At 34.2% G+C, this 19,547-nt stretch carries 15 protein-coding genes; 9 read left to right on the plus strand and 6 right to left on the minus strand.

What is annotated here, in order from left to right:
* Positions 1-336 precede the first annotated feature (336 nt).
* Complete coding sequence (locus QYS48_RS11375) at positions 337-1,419, minus strand: isoaspartyl peptidase/L-asparaginase (RefSeq protein ID WP_308356003.1); 1,083 nt, start codon at positions 1,417-1,419, stop codon at positions 337-339.
* A 131-nt stretch (positions 1,420-1,550) separates the two neighbouring features.
* Between QYS48_RS11375 and QYS48_RS11380 the strand changes: the two genes are divergently transcribed.
* Both QYS48_RS11380 and QYS48_RS11385 read left to right on the plus strand, forming a co-directional pair.
* Positions 1,551-6,290, plus strand: coding sequence for a tetratricopeptide repeat protein (locus tag QYS48_RS11380; protein WP_308356004.1), 4,740 nt, complete (start codon positions 1,551-1,553; stop codon positions 6,288-6,290).
* A 435-nt stretch (positions 6,291-6,725) separates the two neighbouring features.
* Positions 6,726-7,097 carry a VOC family protein gene (locus QYS48_RS11385; protein WP_308356005.1) on the plus strand — a complete coding sequence of 124 codons (372 nt, stop codon included), beginning with the start codon at positions 6,726-6,728 and terminating at the stop codon, positions 7,095-7,097.
* 59 nt (positions 7,098-7,156) lie between these two features.
* Here QYS48_RS11385 and QYS48_RS11390 read toward each other — a convergent pair whose 3' ends face one another.
* The 5 genes from QYS48_RS11390 to QYS48_RS11410 form a co-directional block, all read right to left on the minus strand.
* The gene (locus QYS48_RS11390) at positions 7,157-8,161 is read right to left on the minus strand and encodes an adenosine kinase (protein WP_308356006.1); all 1,005 of its coding nucleotides are present in this window, start codon (positions 8,159-8,161) and stop codon (positions 7,157-7,159) included.
* 167 nt (positions 8,162-8,328) lie between these two features.
* Entirely contained in the window at positions 8,329-9,228 is a 900-nt protein-coding gene (locus tag QYS48_RS11395) for a glycerophosphodiester phosphodiesterase family protein (protein WP_308356007.1), read from the minus strand.
* 69 nt (positions 9,229-9,297) lie between these two features.
* Positions 9,298-10,173: a DUF5777 family beta-barrel protein gene (locus QYS48_RS11400; RefSeq protein ID WP_308356008.1), complete on the minus strand. Its 876-nt coding sequence runs from the start codon at positions 10,171-10,173 to the stop codon at positions 9,298-9,300.
* Positions 10,163-10,714: a YceI family protein gene (locus tag QYS48_RS11405; protein WP_308356009.1), complete on the minus strand. Its 552-nt coding sequence runs from the start codon at positions 10,712-10,714 to the stop codon at positions 10,163-10,165. Before QYS48_RS11405 ends, QYS48_RS11400 begins: the two co-directional genes overlap by 11 nt.
* Positions 10,711-11,217, minus strand: coding sequence for a Rieske (2Fe-2S) protein (locus QYS48_RS11410; RefSeq protein ID WP_302123604.1), 507 nt, complete (start codon positions 11,215-11,217; stop codon positions 10,711-10,713). Before QYS48_RS11410 ends, QYS48_RS11405 begins: the two co-directional genes overlap by 4 nt.
* Positions 11,218-11,347: 130 nt before the next feature.
* Here QYS48_RS11410 and QYS48_RS11415 point away from each other — a divergent pair, with 130 nt between their 5' ends.
* The 7 genes from QYS48_RS11415 to QYS48_RS11445 all read left to right on the plus strand — a co-directional run bounded on the left by QYS48_RS11415 (position 11,348) and on the right by QYS48_RS11445 (position 19,546).
* A complete protein-coding gene (locus tag QYS48_RS11415; RefSeq protein ID WP_308356010.1) occupies positions 11,348-12,745 on the plus strand; it encodes an MATE family efflux transporter in 1,398 nt (465 codons plus the stop codon).
* Positions 12,746-12,766: 21 nt separating this feature from the next.
* Positions 12,767-13,906 (plus strand): CaiB/BaiF CoA-transferase family protein, encoded by a 1,140-nt coding sequence (locus QYS48_RS11420; protein ID WP_308356011.1) that lies wholly within the window; start codon positions 12,767-12,769, stop codon positions 13,904-13,906.
* A gap of 350 nt (positions 13,907-14,256) precedes the next feature.
* A complete protein-coding gene (mraZ, locus tag QYS48_RS11425; RefSeq protein ID WP_302101696.1) occupies positions 14,257-14,703 on the plus strand; it encodes a division/cell wall cluster transcriptional repressor MraZ in 447 nt (148 codons plus the stop codon).
* A gap of 5 nt (positions 14,704-14,708) precedes the next feature.
* Positions 14,709-15,614: a 16S rRNA (cytosine(1402)-N(4))-methyltransferase RsmH gene (rsmH, locus tag QYS48_RS11430; protein WP_308356013.1), complete on the plus strand. Its 906-nt coding sequence runs from the start codon at positions 14,709-14,711 to the stop codon at positions 15,612-15,614.
* The gene (locus QYS48_RS11435) at positions 15,611-15,994 is read left to right on the plus strand and encodes an FtsL-like putative cell division protein (RefSeq protein ID WP_308356014.1); all 384 of its coding nucleotides are present in this window, start codon (positions 15,611-15,613) and stop codon (positions 15,992-15,994) included. The genes rsmH and QYS48_RS11435 overlap by 4 nt, the downstream gene beginning before the upstream one ends.
* The gene (locus QYS48_RS11440; protein WP_308356015.1) at positions 15,984-18,080 is read left to right on the plus strand and encodes a penicillin-binding protein; all 2,097 of its coding nucleotides are present in this window, start codon (positions 15,984-15,986) and stop codon (positions 18,078-18,080) included. Before QYS48_RS11435 ends, QYS48_RS11440 begins: the two co-directional genes overlap by 11 nt.
* Positions 18,080-19,546: a UDP-N-acetylmuramoyl-L-alanyl-D-glutamate--2,6-diaminopimelate ligase gene (locus QYS48_RS11445; protein ID WP_308356016.1), complete on the plus strand. Its 1,467-nt coding sequence runs from the start codon at positions 18,080-18,082 to the stop codon at positions 19,544-19,546. Before QYS48_RS11440 ends, QYS48_RS11445 begins: the two co-directional genes overlap by 1 nt.
* Position 19,547 lies beyond the last annotated feature (1 nt).

Consider the following 19,547-nt stretch of genomic DNA (forward strand, 5'->3'; position numbering starts at 1 on the left):
GAAAAGCTGGGGATTAGTTTTATTTAGCTTTTACTTATTCAATATGTGTAGATTCTTAAATATCTCTTTTATATTGTATTATAGCTAATTACTTATACATAAGTAATTAAAGTATTCTTAAAACTTCAACATAGGATAGATTAAATTCCCAGCCAAATAATATTTGAGATATATTAAAAAAATACAGTTTTGTTTAATCATTAGAGGAATGACCTCTACATAATCTATACAAAATTAGAAGGGGGGGAAGGTGTATACAAAAGTATTTAAATCAGATAGATTAAAATAAAAAAAGCCATGCGTATGAAACATAGCTCTTTACTGTATTGAGATATTCTATTTTTCGTCTTCGTATATATATACTTTAGGTGTGCCTTTTTCATTCATATAGCCTCTGTACATTCCGGATGTATTGAAAGGCATGGTGATGTTTCCTGCTCTATCCAAGGCAATGATTCCACCGCCACCACCAAACTCAACTAACTCATCATACACTACTTTGTTAGCAGCAGCTTCTAAACTCATTCCTGCATATTTCATTTTAGCGGCAATATCATAAGCTACTACCGATCGAATGAAATATTCTCCATGGCCCGTAGCAGAAACACCACACGTTAGATTATCGGCATAAGTACCTGCTGCAATAATAGGTGCATCACCAATTCTGCCATATCTTTTGTTGGTCATTCCACCTGTTGAAGTTCCAGCCGCAATATTTCCATCTTTATCTAACGCTACACAGCCTACTGTACCGAATTTACTATCTGGAAAATCTAATAATGCCGCACTTCTTCCTTTCTCTTCTTCTCTTGCTTTTACCCTTTGAAGTGCATCATATCTACTTTGGGTGAAGAAATATTCTGGGTCAACGATTTCTAAGCCTTGTTCAGCAGCGAATTTTTCAGCTCCCTTTCCAGCCATCATCACATGTGGACTATCTTTCATAACAGATAAAGCAGCTTCAATAGGGCTTTTGATAGTGGATACACCCGCAACTGCTCCTGCATTCCTTGTTTTTCCATCCATAACGGCCGCGTCAAGCTCATTTTTACCTTCGTTTGTAAAAACTGCTCCTTTCCCCGCATTAAAAAGTGGTGATTCTTCCATAATCTGAATAGCTGCTATAACCGCTTCCATTGCTGGAGCACCATCTTCTAGTTTAGCATAACCTGCTTCCAATGCTTCTGCTAACTTAGCTCTGTATTCAGCATCTTTTTCTTCAGTCATATTTTCCCTTTTAATAGTACCTGCTCCTCCATGAATCACAAGGCTTATAGGGCCTTGCATTACTTCTTTTGGTCCACCTACTTGTTCTGTACTAATTTCGTTTTCTTCGGGGGATTTCCTTGTTGTAGGATCACAAGCCACTAGAATTAAGATAATGAATAAGGGAAAAATGATTTGGTATGTCTTTTTCATAGTTATAAAATTTAGATTTCAATTTAATTAACAGAATTAGTTTAACCAAGATGTATAACTAAAGCGGTTATTTTCTTCCATAAGCGCCAAAAATTCAATAATTTTCGTCAATCTTTTTAAATCATTAATTCATGGTGAAAATATATAGAAATATACTGACCCTAATTCTTTTTATTAGTTCAGCAATTGCTTTTTCTCAAACTGAGCAAAGTTTATATTTTGTTCAAACCTATAATGGTGCTGGTCAACCTCTTCAAAAAGGAACTGCAATAATTATTGATGGCCAAGGAACTGGGGTCACACATCAGAACCTTTTTTTAGGAGCCACGAGCGCTAAAGTATTTACTCAGGATAGCAGCGTTCATAATATTTCTACTATAAATGCTCATGATCCAGCTAGTGGCTTAGTGAAATTTGCAGTCGATAATAATCTGACTACTAAATTCCAAAAGGCTAATCTTGGGGAAGGAATTATTAAGAAAGGAGCCAGTTTTAATATGCTAAGAGCTGATGCTATACAGGATGTGAAAAAATCGAATGTTAGTGTAGCGAGTGCTTCTGAAATAGAAGGATATGGTGTTTTTGCCGTAATACCTGATAATCTGAATAAATATGCTATTGGAGCAGCTGTTGTAGAAAATGATAAAATTCAAGGCTTTATTTTAAATAAGGCGGATGGCATAAATGGAGCCGTAATTATTGATATATCTCGATTAGAAAAGGCCAACCCAATCACCAATGGGTTTTCAAATTTTACCAATAGGATTAGTGAAAACGCACATTTATTATCTGCATTGAATGCTTATGCAAGTGAAGATTGGGCTAATTCAATTAATACATTTGAAAAGTTTGCTAACCAAAATCCGAAAGATGATTTTGCATGGAAGATGGCAGGCTTCTCAGCATTTGAAGCTAAAGATTATAATAAGACAATTTCAAATCTAACCAATGCTTTTAAAATAAAATCTAGCCCTAGAGCTTATTCAATTAGGGCTTTCGCATACTTTGAGCTTAATAAGTATACTGAAGCAATTAATGATTTTGCACAAGCTCAAAAAGAAAAAGTTAATGAAGCTAAATGGCATGCCTACAAAGGGATTTCTCATTACGAATTGGATCAAATAAGTCAAGCCATTCCTGATTTGGAAAAGGCAGTTGAATTAGAATTCAAAGATCCGAAAGTGAGCTATTATTTAGGGAATGCGTACTTCAAAAATGAGAAATATGCCAACGCAATAAATGCTTATGATCAGGCAGAGAAGTTGGGATATGAATCTGAGATCTTATTCAATAATAGAGGAAAAGCTAAATTTCTAACTGAAAAATATGAGGCTGCAATTGCTGATTATACTACATCATTAGGATTAAAAGCTAATTATCAAACTGCACTAGAAAACCGAGGAGCCGCTTATTTCAAAACGGAGGATTGGTCAAAAGCAATTGAAGATTACAAAAAAGCAATTCAGCAAGGTACTAATGATCAAGAAGTATTTCTTCAATTAGCAGAAGCTCAATTTAATACTGAGAAATACAGTGAAGCGATCATTAATTACGGTAAAGCAATTAGTGGAGGCAATAATGAGGTTAAAACTTACAAAAACAGAGGGATTGCCTATTTAAAGGATTCCCAAAGTGATAGAGCAATAGCTGATTTTAAAGCTGCTGTAGAAAGAGGTGCGAATGATGGAGAGATTTTTCAATTGCTAGGTACAGCTCAATATGAAAGAGGAGCATATCAAGAATCAATTCAAAATTTAGAAAGGGCTATTTCATTTGGTGTAAACGATACTACTCTTTTCAAAAATGCAGCAAAAGCTAAAATTGAATTAAATCAAAATGAAGGAGCCATTTCGTATTTCAAAAAAGCCATTGCAGCTGGAGCAAAGTCACCAGAAGTTTTTGAAGAATATGCTATTTTATTATATGAAGCAGGGAATACTCAAGAAGCTAAAATTAACATTGAAAGAGCAATCGCATCAGGTTCATCGGGGGCTAAGCTATTCCTCTATCAAGGCTTTATGGCAAATGCCAATCAAAATTGGGATAAAGCTATAGCTGCATTAAATAAAGCAAAAGAAGCCTCCTATAATGAAGCAGATTTATTTTCTGCTTTAGCAAAAGCTCAATTCAATAAAAAGGAGTATGAGCAATCCATTGAAACGGTTAAGCAAGCTTTTCAGAGAGGGGATAGATCTGCAGATAATTATGAAATAATAGGCTTGTCTTATTTCGAAACGAAAAATTATGAAGAGGCAGTGCGAGCTTTGAATTCTGCTATTCAAGGCGGGAAAAATACACAGCAAGTATACTATGCTTTAGGTCAGTCTCAATTTGAAGCTGGAAATTTTAGAAGTGCTGCTGAAGCTTTAACAAAAGCAGAAGAGCAAGGTGAAACAAGCATAAACTTATATGAGAAAAGAGGCTTGGCCTACAATGAAATGAAATCAGCAGATATGGCTATTATGGACTTGTCCAAAGCCTCCGATATGGGAAGTAAATCTATTGATGTTTATTTTAATTTAGGCAATTTATATTTTAGAAATCAAAACTTAATTAGAGCTGAAGAGGCCTATACAAAAGCTGTGAATTTAGGAGCCAAAGATCCTATTGTATTTAACAATAGGGGGAAAGCTAAATTTTTACAGGATAAGGTAGCTGAAGCCGTTAAAGATTATGATTTGGCTTTAACAGAAAAGCCAGATTATGAACAAGCCTTACTCAATAGAGGTACTGCTTATTATCAGCAAAAGAATTATAGTGGTTCCATCAGTGATCTTGAGAAAATTGAAAATAAAAGTCCTCAAGTAGCTGAAATGCTAGGTTTAGCCTATTATCAAACACAGCAGTTTGATAAAGCGCTTGAAAACATGGAGGCAGCTATTTCGGGTGGTGTTAAAAATGCACAATTACATTATTTCAAAGGAAATATCTTATATAACAAAGAAGATTATAGACCAGCCATAAGCGATTATCAAAAAGCAATTGAAGGTGGAATTGATGAAGCTGAATTATATGCCAACATAGGGAATGCATTTTTTGCAATTGAAAATTTCCGAGAAGCAGCAACACAGTTATCTAAAGCAATTGACAAAGGTGTTACAGACAAAGAAGTAGTTGAAAACTTGGGTAATGCTTTATACGAAGGAAAACAATATGAGGAAGCAAGTAAATTCCTTCAAAGAGTGATAGGTTTTGGGTCTCAGAATCCAACAACTCATTTTAATTATGCTAATACCTTATTCCGTCAAGATAGGTTTAAGGATGCAATTAAATCATATGATCAAGCTATTGCTTTAGGGCAAAAAGATGAAATCATTTATAACAACAGAGGTAAAGCAAAAGCAAAGCTTGGAAATTACGAAGCAGCTTTACAGGATTATAACCAATCGCTTACCATAGATCCTAATTATCCGCAAGGTGTATTAAATAGAGCAAATGCTCATTTCTTTTTAGAGTCATGGGAGAGTGCATTAACTGATTTTAATAAGGCTGTTGAATTGGGTCAGGTTGACAATAACACTTATGTGCGCATGGGATTGAGTTATTATAATCTTGAGAATTATGGTGAAACCATTAATATGATGGATCAAGCATTTCAAATGGGGAATCAATCATCAGATTTATATTATGGTAGAGGTAACGCCTATTTCCAACAGGAAGAACTTGATCCGGCCTTAAGTGATTTGAATCAAGCAGTTACATTTGGTGATAAGCACCCTGAAACCTATTATCACAGAGGGGTAATTAATTTTAGAAATGAGCAATATGAAATTGCTTTATCTGATTTCGATAAAGCCGAAGAATTTGGCAGCAAAGCGGATCAACTTTATTTGTTTAGAGCGAAATCCAATTATGCATTAAACAATTGGCAGAATGCACTTCAGGATTTTGACATTGCAATTGCAGCCAACAAAGAATTGTATGAAGCTTATGCGTTAAGAGGGAATACTAAATTTAGATTGGATGATTTGTCGGGAGCTATTAGCGATTATAATACTGCAATTTCTGGTGGAATAAATGAGGCGGTTTATTTTAATAATAGAGGTAAGGCTAAACAGCTCCAAGGGAACATTGATGAAGCGATAAAAGATTATGATCAAGCGCTATCCTTAGATTCAGATTATGCCAGAGCTTATGAAAATAGGGCAGTAGCAAGATATGAAAAGGAAAACTATCAAGGTGTAATTGATGATGTGGATGCTTTGGAAGATTTAGATGAAGGAAACCCTCAAGTATTTTACATAAAAGCAGAATCATATTATGCAATAGAAGACTGGGTGGGCTCAGTATCTTACTTCGAAAGAGCAATTCAAGGAGATGTTATTAAATCAGATTCTTATTTTAAAAGAGGTAGGTCGTATTTAGAATTAGAAGATTATCAAGCAGCCTTAGATGATTTTAACAAAGCTGCTGAGGCATCACCAGCAGATGCTTCAATTTATTTGTATAGGGCTCAGTGTTATTTGTATTTAGGGAATGTAAGATATGCAGCTGAAGACTATTCTAAGGCCATCACTTTAGATCCTAATAATACAGATGCTTATTACAACAGAGCAATTTTAAGAGAAGAAACCGAAGATTGGGAAGGGGCCTTACAAGATTATGATAAAGTAGTTCAGTTAAACCCAGAGGATGCTTCGGCATATTACTACAGGGGAAATGTTAAATCTGTTCTTGAAAATTTTCTTCCAGCTTTAAAAGATTTAAACAAAGCAATTGAATTAAAAAATGATGACGCTTCTTATTATAAGTTAAGAGGAAATATAAATTATCAATTGGAAAATGATGCTGAAGCTTGTGAAGATTGGAATAAAGCGAAAAGCTTAGGTGACAGCAGCGTTAATTATTATTTAAATCAATATTGTAATTAAGATATTAGGCAGGATCAGGAATGCTGATCTTGCCATATTTTTTTAACTTTAAAAATATAAATGAAAACTTATGAATTCATATGACTTAGAATTTTAATAACCTTAAATACTTTTGTTATGATCAACCTAAACCTTAAAAAATTCCTCAAAATTATTTTTAGCTTCATTGGCATTGCCTATTTACTCACTTTTGTTTATTCGATTTTCACTAATTTCGATAGTGCTTCTGTATATGAAGTGGGGTTAAATTTTGGCCATAATCTTGCATTTGCAACTACTTACATATTGATGATATCTATAACAATGATCGCTTTATTTGTAGTTAATCTTTTAATATTGAAATTAAAATCTGCTAAACATTAAGTCATTCAGCTACGGAATGCATTTTTTATTGAAAAAATTGTAATTTGATTGAAGAACCAATACAATCAAATTATGAGATTAGGAGCATTTTCAATAAGCTTAGCAGTTAAAGATCTTAAAGTTTCCAAAGAATTTTATGAAAAGTTAGGCTTCCAAGTTTTAAGTGGAGATTTAGATAAGAATTATCTCATCATGAAAAATGAGAACTCTTTAGTAGGCTTATTCCAAGGAATGTTTGAAGAAAATATTCTGACTTTTAATCCAGGATGGAATGAGAATGGAGAAGATATCAATCCTTGTGATGATGTTAGAAAAATTGAAAAGGATTTGAAATCAAAAGGATTAGAACTAATACAGGAAACTGATGGAAGTAAAGAAGGTCCTGCAAATATTATCTTAAAGGATCCTGATGGTAATACGATTTTAATAGACCAGCATAGGTGATTTGAAAAAAAAAATGCCCTTCGAGAAATCGAAAGGCATTTGATCATTTTTTCATCCTATTATTCAGCTGTCCATCTGCTTAGGATTTCTTTGGCATCTGGCCAGGTTAACCTTGGGCCTAATTGTGTTACAATTTTAGAACTTGCTAAAGAAGCTAATTTCCCAGCATCTGCGAAGCTATGCCCATGTGTAATGGCAAATAAAAATGCTCCTGCGAACATATCACCAGCACCATTGCTGTCTATTGCTTGAACTTGATAAGGTTCAATATCTATAAAGGTATCACCATCGTAAATGATAGCTCCATTTTTACCTTGAGTGATTGCAAACTTTTTTGCTACTTTTTTAAGTTCTTCTCTTATACTTTTTATATCATTTTCTCCTGTGAAAAGTGCTGCTTCTTCTTCATTACAGAATAACATATCAACACTTGCACCCACTACTGATTCCATTTGTTCTTTGAAATACTTAACCATAGATGGATCAGAGAATGTAAGGGCTACTTTTACATCGTTTTCTTCAGCAATTTTTTTAGCCTTTTGCATAGCTGCTAAACCACTTTCTGATGTTACTAAATAGCCTTCTAGGTATAAATATTTTGAATCTTTTAATGCGTATTCATGAATTTCCTTTTCAGAAAAATCAGAGGTTATCCCTAAAAAAGTATTCATTGTTCTTTCAGCATCAGGAGTAGTCATCACTAATACTTTTCCTGTATTACCGTGAGGCGCAGTTTCAGGTGTTAAAACCGTGTCAATTCCATTTTCTTTTAAATCTTTCAAAAAGAACTTACCTTCCATGTCATTAGCTACCTTACAAGAATAAAATCCTTTTGCGCCAAATTGACTAGAAGCAACCAATGTGTTAGCAGCTGAACCACCACCTTGCATGTGTTCTTCAGTGATTTTCATAGAATTTAATAGCTCCGCTTGTCTTTCTTCTTCTACCAAGGTCATAACGCCTTTTTCGACCTTGTTTGCCAAAACGAACTCTTCTGAAACTTCAGTTATGATATCTACCAAGGCATTTCCAATCCCGTAAATGTCGTATTTTTTATTAGACATAAATATTAATTAGTATTTTATAATTAGTGAATCTGAGATCGCTTTAGTTTAACGAAAACAGAAACCTGTTAGGTTTTTCTATTAAAATTAAAGAGGAATAAAATAGCGAATTCGCTATTAAATTTTCAAAGCTAACAGGTTTTTTAATTTCTAATATTTAGGCAAAATTAAGGATTCTTACGGAATTTGTCGGCTAATTCCGGATAATCTGTAATGATGCCATCTATGCCTAATTTTATAAGTCTCTTGGCATCTTTTTCCTCATTTACCGTCCACGGAATCACCTTTACATTTTGTTCGTGTAATTCAGTTAACATTTTATTGTCAACTAATTGAAAATAAGGACTGTAAATTTCAGGTGTAAAGCCTAAGTCTTCAAATTGTTGCTCATATGCACCACTTTCAAATACTAAAGCTGCTAAAGTTACTTTTGGGTAATTTTCATGAAAGTGTTTTAATACATTAAAATCAAATGATTGAATATTCCATTTCTCTAATGGGTAATTTGCAGATAGCACATTGTATACAAGTTTGTTAAATTCTTTAATTTCAGGATGAAACTCACCTTTCATTTCTTCCTCATATTTTACTTCAACATTCATATGAGGTAATTCAATTCCTTTTTCACCACAATAAGACTTTGTTTTATTTATAATGTCAATTAAAAGCGGTTTCGATGAGCTGGCAGTTTTCTGGTTAGGGAAATCAGGGTTTTGAATAGTTCCACAATCGCATTTTTGTAAATCAGAGTAGTTCATTTTGTAAATGTTCCATTCTTTTTCCTCTGCCTCAGGAATTGGGTTTCCTGCAGTATCTAGGCAAATTTTATGATTTAGAAATGGCTCATGAGATAGAACGACTTTGCCATCTTTTGAAATGACAACATCCATTTCTAAAGTATTCATGTTTTGTTCTAAAGCATATTGAAAGGCAGCCCAAGTGTTTTCAGGATAAACCCCACGTGCACCTCGATGACCTTGCCAATCGATGTTTTCATAGCTTTCAGAGTTTTGTTTACAACTAATGATCGAGAATAAAATTGATGAGACAATTATTAGGTTTTTCATTTTAAAGTAGTTTTATAACTCCTAATTACTAAAAATTAATTTAGATATAAATTATCCAAATGTTAAATGTTACTCATTTGACCCCAATGAGAAAACTCGATTAACGTTAAAGCCTAATCGAAAACCTTCGCCAACAACACCATTTTGTGAGCTCAGTAAATATTGTTCATTTAAACTAGAGCCTGTAACAAAATACATTTGAAAAACGTGACCACCAGCTTCCAAATCATAGCCAATCCCAACATTTGGTCTTAAGCCATTAGTTAAATTAGGAATGAATTGAACGGTAAATGTACTTCTGCCGAATGCTCTGTATTTTCCAGAGAAGCCTAAAGCCGCATTTATTTCTTCCGTGCTGTTATTAAGGAATATATCTTGAGGGTCTTCAAAATATGCGACCATAGGACTTATTTGAAGGCTTAATTTTTTATTAAACTTTCTTGCCAACATAATTTGACCGAAGTAAGAGGAACGTTGTCTGAATGTGGGGTTTTCCGTTCCTAAAAATTTATAATTGCTAGTATTAACAGCATAATTCAACACAGCGGATATTGAAAGTGGTGTTGAATCATCTAGCTTTTGCTTAATAATATGATATCGTGTATAAAAATCATATACTTTGTCTAAACTACTTCTTCCAAAGCCAACAGACCATCTATCACTAATTCCATATTCAAAACTTAATCTAATATTTGCTCCGTTATCTATGCCCCAAAGGTTTTGTCCTCCATTATCAATGGTGCCAAAAGTATGCATAATTGCCCAATGAAGATTGTTAGTACCTAAAGGTTCAACTGTAAGTAAATTTATATTTCTTGGGGCCTCAAATGTGAGTTCAACATCAGGATTTTTATTTACAAGTTTACGTTCTAGTTGTGCATAACTAGTTTGCACCATTGAGAAGACTAATATTAATGCTAAAAAATAATATTTTTTATTTTTCATTTAAAATGGCTTTAATTTCTACATCTTGAACATCAGCAAGTTCGTAACCTAGGAGGGAAGGTTTTTCAATATTGTGGTCTTTCAAGGCTACTTTAAATTTAGCTTCTAGAATTAATTTCCCTTCATCATTTAATTTTAACCTTCCATTTATTTCTTTTTGTTGTTTTTCACCATGAATGGTGAAATCTCCTTTAGCAACCACTTTTAAACCACGCTTTAAAGTTTGTTTATTAATCTGCTCAATATTCTCTATCGTACCTGTAAATTCTGCATAAGGATAATCATTAGTTTCTAAATAGCTATCCCTCATATGAGAATCCCTAAGTGAAATCCCAGTTTTTATGGTGTTCAAATCAATGTAGAAATCAACTAGGTTTTTATCTAAATCAATTAAACCATTCAAATAACTAGAATTTCCATCAAACTCATTAAGTGGCGCTCTGGAGATAAATTTGATAGAACCATCATCAGTAATATAGGCTTGTGACAATGCGTTCTCTGAAAAACACCATATAAGAAATAGTATAAGAATTTTCTTCATTTCGTTATTGTAACTATATCTTCTTCAACAATAACACTAAATTTTTGTAAATCACCATTTGCTGGGCCGCTAACTACTTCTCCGTCTGTTGTAAATACAGATCCGTGACAAGAACATACAAAATTTCCTCCTTGTAAGGACCAATCTTTATCACAACCGGAGTGAGTGCAAACAGAAGTTAAGGCTTTAATTTCACCATCATTAACCACTAAAGTTTGGGCTTCTTCAATCAGTACCCAACCACCATTTGAATTTAATTCATCTATTACAGTTAAATCAATAGTTATTGTGTTTCCATCAATTTGAATTCCTTCTGTTGTATTTCCACCATCAGTTGGATTAGAAGAATTATTGTCAGGAGTGGGGTCATTTTCATCACTACATGAAGTGAAAAATGATAATCCAAACATGCTCATTACAGCAAAGCCACCTGCTTTTTTAAGAAAGTCTCTTCTTTCTTCGGTTAAGGAGCCTTTTTTAATTCTAGTTTTAATCTTTTCCATAGTCTTTAGTTTAGTTCCTCAATAACCGCCACTTTCATTTAATGTTTTGATATACAGTTCTCTGAAAAAAGGCGTATAAGTTGTCAACTTAAGTTGAGAATAGATTTACTTTGCATTTTCATCTGTAATTATGCTACAAAGAATTAAGAGATATATTGTTTTCCTTCAATATGCCATAAAAGGAACAAATGAAGACTTAACCAATATAAAGATTAGCAGAGCTATAATTTTATTGGCAGTTCCTATGGTTCTGGAAATGGTTATGGAATCACTTTTTGCAGTGGTTGATGTATTTTTTGTTGCTCAAGTTGGCACTAATGCTGTAGCAACTGTAGGTTTAACCGAGTCCGTGATCACAATAGTTTATTCATTAGGTATTGGGCTTAGTATGGCTGCAACTGCTATGGTTGCAAGAAGAATAGGGGAAAAGAAAAACAAAGAAGCCGCTCATACATCAGTACAAGCGATAATTGTAACTGTGTTTATTTCTATTGTTTTAAGTGTTTCAGGCTTCATTTTCGGGGAAGATATATTACGATTGATGGGAGGTTCTGAGGCTTTAATCCAAGAAGGGAAATGGTATACTAAAATTCTATTTGCCAGTAATGGAACTATAATGCTTCTATTTCTTATAAATGGAATTTTTAGAGGTGCTGGAAACGCATCCATTGCAATGCGTGCTTTATGGGTGAGCAATATTTTAAACATGATATTGGATCCAATATTCATTTTTGGATTTGGGCCAATCCCAGAAATGGGAGTTACTGGAGCTGCAATTGCCACGGCCATAGGTAGAAGTATTGGAGTCTTGTATCAACTTTATCATTTATTGAAAGGAACAGGAGTAATAAGCGTTTCTTTTCATCATTTAAAACCTGATTTTTCTATTATAAAAAGAATAGTGAAAATTGCTTCGGGTGGGGTAGGACAATTTTTAATTGAATCCGCCAGTTGGATATTTTTGGTTAGAATCATTTCAAATTTTGGCAGTGAAGTTTTAGCAGGTTATACCATTGCACTCCGCATTATTATTTTTACCATACTGCCCTCCTTCGGAATCAGTAATGCAGGAGCAACTTTAGTGGGTCAAAACTTGGGGGCTAAATTTCCCGAAAGAGCAGAGAAGTCAGTTTGGCTCGCTGCTCGTTATAATGTGATTTTCCTATTTACAGTTTCTTTAGTGTTTTTCATCTTTTCAAATGAAATCGTTGGAATTTTTACAGATGTAGCAGCAGTAAAAGCTGAAGCCATTAAAGCAGTTCGATTCATTTGCTTTGGCTACATCTTTTTTGCTTACGGAATGGTGTTGAGTCATGCCTTCAACGGAGCTGGAGATACTAAAACCCCAACTATCATCAATTTTGTATGCTTCTGGCTATTTCAAATCCCTTTGGCTTATTATATAGCAAATCAAATGGGTTTTGGTTCAAATGGTGTCTATATTGGGATTGTTTCGGCTTTCGCTCTTCTTGCCATTATTTCAATTATTTGGTTTAAGAGAGGTAAATGGAAGTTAACAGAAGTTTAGAATCGTAATGATCTAAAGTTTATGGAGGGTATTTTTAAAGAATTGAGAGTTTTAGAACTAGCAAATGTGCTTGCAGGCCCATCTGTTGGTCAGTTTTTTGCTGAGTTGGGGGCTGAAGTAATCAAAATAGAGAATCCCAAAAGTTGCGGAGATGTAACTCGATCCTGGAAACTAAAGAATGAAGAAAACGAAAGCTCTGTTTCTGCCTATTTTTCTTCAGCGAATTGCGGTAAAAAATCCATTGCTTTAGATCTATCGAATCAGGAGGATTTATCTGTATTTTATGAACTTGTAAAGATCTCAGATGTAGTGATTGCAAGTTATAAGTCAGGCGATGCTCAAAAGCTTAAAGTTGATTTTGAATCCTTAAAATTTTTAAATCCAAAAATTATATATGGTCAAATTACTGGTTATGGTGAGCATGATAAAAGGGTAGGTTATGATGCTATAATTCAGGCAGAAAGTGGATTTATGAAGATGAATGGTGAACCTGGTGGGAAATCCTTAAAGATGCCGGTTGCCCTTGTGGATGTATTAGCAGCTCATCAGCTTAAAGAAGCAATTTTACTGGCCTATATAAACCTTTTAAAAAATGGGGTGGGTTCAAAAGTTTCCATTTCTTTATTTGAATCAGCTGTATCAGCCTTGGTAAATCAAGCTACGAATTATCTGGTTGCTAAACATATTCCAACAAAGATGGGTACAGAGCATCCTAATATTGCTCCTTATGGAACAGTGTTAAGAACGAAAAACCAAAAAGAAATAATTTTGGCCGTTGGAACTGATAAACAATTCAGGAACCTCTGTAAGGTTTTAGGATTGGGAAATATTGTTCATGATCAGCGGTTTAAATCGAATTCTGAGCGCGTTCAAAATAGGGAAATCTTAAATCAATATCTTTTAGAAAAAGCTGAAAATATTCTGGCTGAAGAATTGATTCATCAACTAAATTCAGCAAATGTACCCGCTGGAGTTTTGAAATCGATTGATGAAGTTTTTGAAACAAAAGAAGCTTCCGAAATGATTTTTCAAGAAGGTGAAACCCCCCACGGATTAAGACATTTTGTGGGGGAAATTCAATTTATGGAAAAAATCTCCCACCTTCCCCCACCACCAGAATTAGATGCGAATAGAGCCGAAATTCTATCCTTATTGAGATGAAAATCACTTTTTCTGAAAAATTCTTAATTTCAAATATTACACGTGCTGAAATAATTAATAATTTTCACTTCTCTCTGATTTACAATCCTTTACCTTCTAATCTTTCAATAATTATATACAGTCTTATTATTCTGGTTATCAGTATCTTATGTCGTATTAATACCTCTTGAAATTTCACTTCTAATTTTTTATTTCCTGGCCTTAAAATGCTTTTAAGCTATATTTTCTTTTAAAATTTGGGGATGAAAATGTAATCTTTTGAAGAAAAGTGTAAAAAAGTGGGGGAAAGTGGTATGAAATGTCGCATATTGTTTTAGCTTTGCATATAAGAAATTGTGTAAAATGTAAGCATGGCATTCTTCACCGGTGAATATGATTGTAAGCTAGACGCCAAAGGGCGAATGGTCTTGCCAGCCAAGATCAAAAACAGCCTTCCAGAGGGAAGCGGTGATGAGCTTGTCGTGCGCAGAGGATTTGAACCATGTTTGGTATTATATCCTATGCTTGAATACAAAAAGATATTTTCTAAAATCGCTGGCTTGAATGAATTTAATGCTGAATACAGAAATCTTCAGCGTAATTTCTTTAGGGGCAATGCAATCGTTGAACTTGATAGTGCAGGAAGAATTTTGATTCCTAAAAATATGATGTCCTTTGCTGGACTTCAAAAGGAGTCAATTGTTGTGGGGATGGGAAATCGAGTTGAAATATGGGAACCATCTAAATATGATGATTACCTGATTAAGGACCAGAAAGAATTTTCTGAATTAGCTGAGAAACACCTTTTTGAATCTTAATCAATATGAGCGAATATCACGAACCGGTTATGTTACAGCAATGTCTGGATGGATTGGCTATAAAGCCATCTGGAGTTTATGCCGATTTAACTTTTGGCGGAGGCGGACATACTAAAGCAATTTTAGAGAAGTTAACCGATGGTAGGTTATTCAGCTTCGATCAAGATCAAGATGCTGAAGCAAATGCTGAGACCATTGATCATCCAGGCTTTGAATTTGTTCAAGCAAATTTCAGATATATTAAGAAGTATTTAAAACTGTATGGAGTTAAACAGCTCGATGGAGTTTTAGCTGATTTGGGAGTTTCTTCCCATCAGTTTAATAAAGCAGAAAGAGGATTTTCTACTCGTTTTGACGCTGAATTGGATATGAGAATGGATCAAAATGCTTCATTATCTGCCAAACAGGTCATTAATGAATACAGTGAAGCAGACTTACATAAAATTTTTGGGCTATATGGTGAGGTTAGAAATGCAAAAACTTTAGCAGCTGCTATAGTTTCAGCCAGAAATAATAATCCCATTAATACCATAGGAGAGCTTAAAGCTGTTTTGGAGAAATTTGCCAAAAGAGGTAGAGAGAATAAATATTATGCTCAAGTATTTCAAGCCTTAAGAATTGAAGTGAATGAAGAATTGAAGGCTTTAGAGGAGGTTCTACTTCAAATGGAAGAAGTAATAAAACCAGGTGGGAGATTGGTTGTAATGAGCTATCACAGTCTTGAAGATAGGCTAGTAAAGAATTATATCAATAAAGGGAAATTAGACGGCCATGAAGAGAAAGATTTTTATGGTAATGTATTAAAACCTTTTAAAGCCTTAACTCGCAAGCCCGTAGTAGCTGATGAAGAAGAGGTTGAGAGAAATAATAGAGCAAGAAGTGCAAAATTAAGAATTGCTGAAAAGTTATGAAAGGGAACACTTTTAAAGCAAAGGATAAAAATAAAGCAAAGGACTCATCTTCTGGAAGCATCTTTTCCAGATTAGATAAGAGAATAGGTGGAAATGCTCAAGATGCTGGCTTACCAGTAAAGTATCTTCCCTATGTTCTTTTTTTAGTGGCTATGGGTATTTTCTACATAGGGAACAGTCATTATGCTGATAAAACTACTAGAAAAATTGACAAATTGCACCAAGAAGTAGAAGATCTTAGAGCAGATTATACCACATTAAAATCAGAATATATGTTTGCTTCGAAGCAATCTGAAGTGGCTAAAAAAGTTAAAAAATTAGGATTAAAAGAGTCAGAAAAACCACCCTTTAAAATAGTAGTAGAGAAAGGTGAATATTAAGAAGTCCATATTACTAAGAGTAAGACTAGCATTTTTGGCAATTGTAATTTTTGCTGGGGCTATCATGTATCAGATTTTCCATATCCAATGGATGGATGGTGAAAAATGGAAAAAGATGGCAGAAGAAATTACCATGAGTTATCAGGAAGTGAAAGCTACCAGAGGAAATATATATTCCGATAATGGGAGCTTGTTAGCTACTTCTTTGCCTTTTTATAAGGTGGCTTTTGATCCGACTATCGCTGACGAACAACTTTTTAGAGAAGGGATTGATTCTTTAAGCTTAATGCTAGCTAAAAACTTTGGAAATAGTAAGACTTATTATAAACAAAAAATTACTTCTGCTAGACAAAAGGGAAGGCAGTATATCTTCTTAACAAGAGATTTAATTGGTTATCAAAAGAAAAAGGAAATGGAAACCTGGCCTATCTTCAGAGAAGGAAGATTAGGTGGAGGAGTAATTTTTACTAAAACAGATAAAAGATTCCGTCCATTCTCTAATCTAGCTTTTAGAACAATAGGCTTCTTGAATGAGAATGATTATGGAGCAGGATTAGAATACAGTTTTAATAAATATTTAGCTGGCACTAACGGCAAAGCATTATTTCAAAAAATATCTGGCAGTAGCTGGAGACCTGTAAATGATGGATCTGAAATAAGACCAAAAGATGGATTTGATATCCAAACTACTATTGATATAAACTTACAAGATGTATCAGAATCAGCACTTTTAAGACATTTGATAAAGCATGATGCGGATATGGGCTGTGTGGTTGTAATGGAAGTTGAAACGGGTGAAATTAAAGCCATTTCTAATCTTAAAAAGTTGAAGAATGGTAAGTATGGTGAGGTTTATAACTATGCAGTGGGAAGTCATGGATTAAGAGAACCTGGTTCTACTTTCAAATTAGCTTCTTATATGGCTTTATTGGAAGAGAAAGAAATTCAATTATCAGACTCCATAGAGACTGGTGATGGCCAATTAAAATTTTATAAAGAAACGGTAAGAGATCATAAGCCGGGTGGTTACGGTACCATTACTATAGAAGAAGCTTTTAAAAAATCTTCCAATATTGCAATTGCTAAATTAATTGATGAAACCTTTAGAGAAAATCCTCAAAGATTTTTGGACTATTTGAAAATTATGGGTTTAACACAGCCTTTAGGTTTTCAAATGGTAGGAGAGGGTAAACCTAATATTCCACCTATTAAAAAATGGAGTGGTATTACATTGCCATGGATGGCTTATGGCTACGGTTTGGAATTAACTCCGCTTCATACACTAACCTTATATAATGCCATTGCAAATAATGGAAAAATGATCCGTCCGCTTTTAGTGAAATCAATTAAAAAGACAGATAAGGAAATTAATACTTTCAAAACTAGTGTAATCAGTGATCAAATATGCTCTGAAGAAACACTTAAAAAACTTAAAAAAATGCTTGAAGGAGTTGTTGAGGAAGGAACAGCCTCCAATATCAACAATGCAGAATATAAAATTGCTGGTAAAACGGGTACAGCCCAAAGTCTAAAGAATGGTAGATATGTAAGGCAGTATTACACCTCTTTTGCTGGGTATTTTCCAGCGGATAATCCAAAATATTCAGCTATAGTTGTGATGGATAATCCTAAGGGATATCAGCAATATGGTTCTGATGTAGCGGCTCCGGTATTCAAAGAAATTGCAGATAAGATTTATGCGCTAGATTTAAATATGCACGATGAGTACGAATTGGAGGAGAAGCCTGAGGAAGGAATATTCCCTGTAGTACAAGCAGGGAATAGAAGTGATTTAGCTTCGATGCTTAACTATTTAGGTGTTTCTAACCACGCAGAATCTCAAGATGTAGACTGGGTAAGAGCTTCTATTCATAACAATTCAATTAAATGGAAACCAAATAATCAACATCAAAATGGATTAGTGCCAGATGTTAGAGGAATGACTTTAAGAGATGCACTTTATTTATTAGAAAATACAGGTCTTCAAGTACAAGTAAAAGGAAGTAAAGGTAGAGTGATGCAGCAATCTCAATATCCGGGATCGCGAGCATTAAAAGGTAGCACTATTAAATTAGAAGTAGGTTAGTGGCAATTTTAAAAGACATATTATACAAAGTAAAATTAGTGAGCATATCTGGTGCTACTGATATTTCTGTTGATGCTATTCAATTCGATTCGAGGATTGTAGGATCAGGAGATGTTTTTGTAGCCGTTAAAGGTACTCAAGTAGATGGTCATGATTATATAAGCAAAGCTGTTGAGCAAGGTGCTGTAGCTGTAATTTGTGAAGATATCCCGCATAATATTCATCCTGAAGTTACTTATGTTCAAACTGAGGATTCTGCTAAGGCTTTAGGGATCATGGCCGATAACTATTATGATCATCCTTCTGAAAAATTAAAATTAGTTGCAGTTACAGGTACTAATGGTAAAACTACTACCGTAAGCTTGCTTCATAAATTATTTATGAGTTTAGGATATCACACCGGAATGATATCCACGGTTCAAAATCAAATTGATGATCTGGTAATTCCTGCAACTCATACGACTCCTGATGCATTACAGTTGAATGCTTTATTGAGCAAGATGGTAGATCATGGATGCACTATGGTTTTCATGGAAGCTAGTAGCCATGCGATTGCTCAGGAAAGAATGGCGGGTCTAAAATTAGCAGGTGCTATTTTCACCAATATTACCCATGAGCATCTAGATTATCACAAGACTTTTGATAATTATATAAAAGCTAAGAAAAAGTTGTTTGATGATCTTCCATCAGATGCTTTTGCTTTAGTAAATGTGGATGATAAAAGAGGAATGGTGATGCTTCAGAATTGTAAAGCCTCAAAGAATACTTATTCCTTAAAAATGATGGCGACTTACAAAGCAAAAGTATTGAACAATTCACTCCAGGGATTAGAGCTTACAGTGGATCAGAAAGATGTTTGGTTCAGACAGATCGGTTATTTCAATGCATATAATCTACTTGCGGCTTACGCAACTGCTAATCTATTAGAAGAAGATAGTGAAGAAGTATTGATGCACTTATCTCAAATAGAATTGAACAATGGGAGATTTGAGCAAGTACCCAATAAAGCAGGTATTACTGCAATAGTGGATTATGCACATACTCCTGATGCATTAGAAAATGTGTTGAATACTATTGATAACATCAGAACGGGTAATGAACAAGTATTAACTGTAGTAGGCTGTGGTGGGAATAGAGATACAGAAAAAAGGCCAGTTATGGCTGAGATTGCTTGCAGATATAGCGATAGAGTGATTCTCACTTCGGATAATCCAAGATATGAAGAGCCTGAAGCCATTATTGCAGATATGCAAAAAGGAGTGCCGATTTCGCAAATAAGAAAAGTAACAAATCTTCCTGATAGAAAAGAAGCTATTAAGCTTGCTTGCAGCTTCGCTCAGAAGGGAGATATCATATTAGTGGCCGGGAAAGGTCATGAAACTTATCAGGAAATTAAAGGAGAAAGAAGCCATTTCGATGATAAGGAAGTAGTAAATGAAATGTTAAATCTAATACATAACAAATAGA

The sequence above is a fragment of the Marivirga arenosa genome (assembly GCF_030503895.2).
Classification (GTDB): Bacteria; Bacteroidota; Bacteroidia; order Cytophagales; family Cyclobacteriaceae; genus Marivirga; species Marivirga arenosa.

What these genes read in the sequence shown, in the direction of transcription:
- QYS48_RS11435 (WP_308356014.1), top strand. Translation starts at nt 15,611, where the DNA reads ATGAAAGGGAACACTTTTAAAGCAAAGGATAAAAATAAAGCAAAGGAC.
- mraZ (WP_302101696.1), top strand. Translation starts at nt 14,257, where the DNA reads ATGGCATTCTTCACCGGTGAATATGATTGTAAGCTAGACGCCAAAGGG.
- QYS48_RS11385 (WP_308356005.1), top strand. Translation starts at nt 6,726, where the DNA reads ATGAGATTAGGAGCATTTTCAATAAGCTTAGCAGTTAAAGATCTTAAA.
- QYS48_RS11395 (WP_308356007.1), bottom strand. Translation starts at nt 9,228, where the DNA reads ATGAAAAACCTAATAATTGTCTCATCAATTTTATTCTCGATCATTAGT.
- QYS48_RS11420 (WP_308356011.1), top strand. Translation starts at nt 12,767, where the DNA reads ATGGAGGGTATTTTTAAAGAATTGAGAGTTTTAGAACTAGCAAATGTG.
- QYS48_RS11375 (WP_308356003.1), bottom strand. Translation starts at nt 1,419, where the DNA reads ATGAAAAAGACATACCAAATCATTTTTCCCTTATTCATTATCTTAATT.
- QYS48_RS11380 (WP_308356004.1), top strand. Translation starts at nt 1,551, where the DNA reads ATGGTGAAAATATATAGAAATATACTGACCCTAATTCTTTTTATTAGT.
- rsmH (WP_308356013.1), top strand. Translation starts at nt 14,709, where the DNA reads ATGAGCGAATATCACGAACCGGTTATGTTACAGCAATGTCTGGATGGA.
- QYS48_RS11390 (WP_308356006.1), bottom strand. Translation starts at nt 8,161, where the DNA reads ATGTCTAATAAAAAATACGACATTTACGGGATTGGAAATGCCTTGGTA.
- QYS48_RS11415 (WP_308356010.1), top strand. Translation starts at nt 11,348, where the DNA reads ATGCTACAAAGAATTAAGAGATATATTGTTTTCCTTCAATATGCCATA.
- QYS48_RS11400 (WP_308356008.1), bottom strand. Translation starts at nt 10,173, where the DNA reads ATGAAAAATAAAAAATATTATTTTTTAGCATTAATATTAGTCTTCTCA.
- QYS48_RS11405 (WP_308356009.1), bottom strand. Translation starts at nt 10,714, where the DNA reads ATGAAGAAAATTCTTATACTATTTCTTATATGGTGTTTTTCAGAGAAC.
- QYS48_RS11410 (WP_302123604.1), bottom strand. Translation starts at nt 11,217, where the DNA reads ATGGAAAAGATTAAAACTAGAATTAAAAAAGGCTCCTTAACCGAAGAA.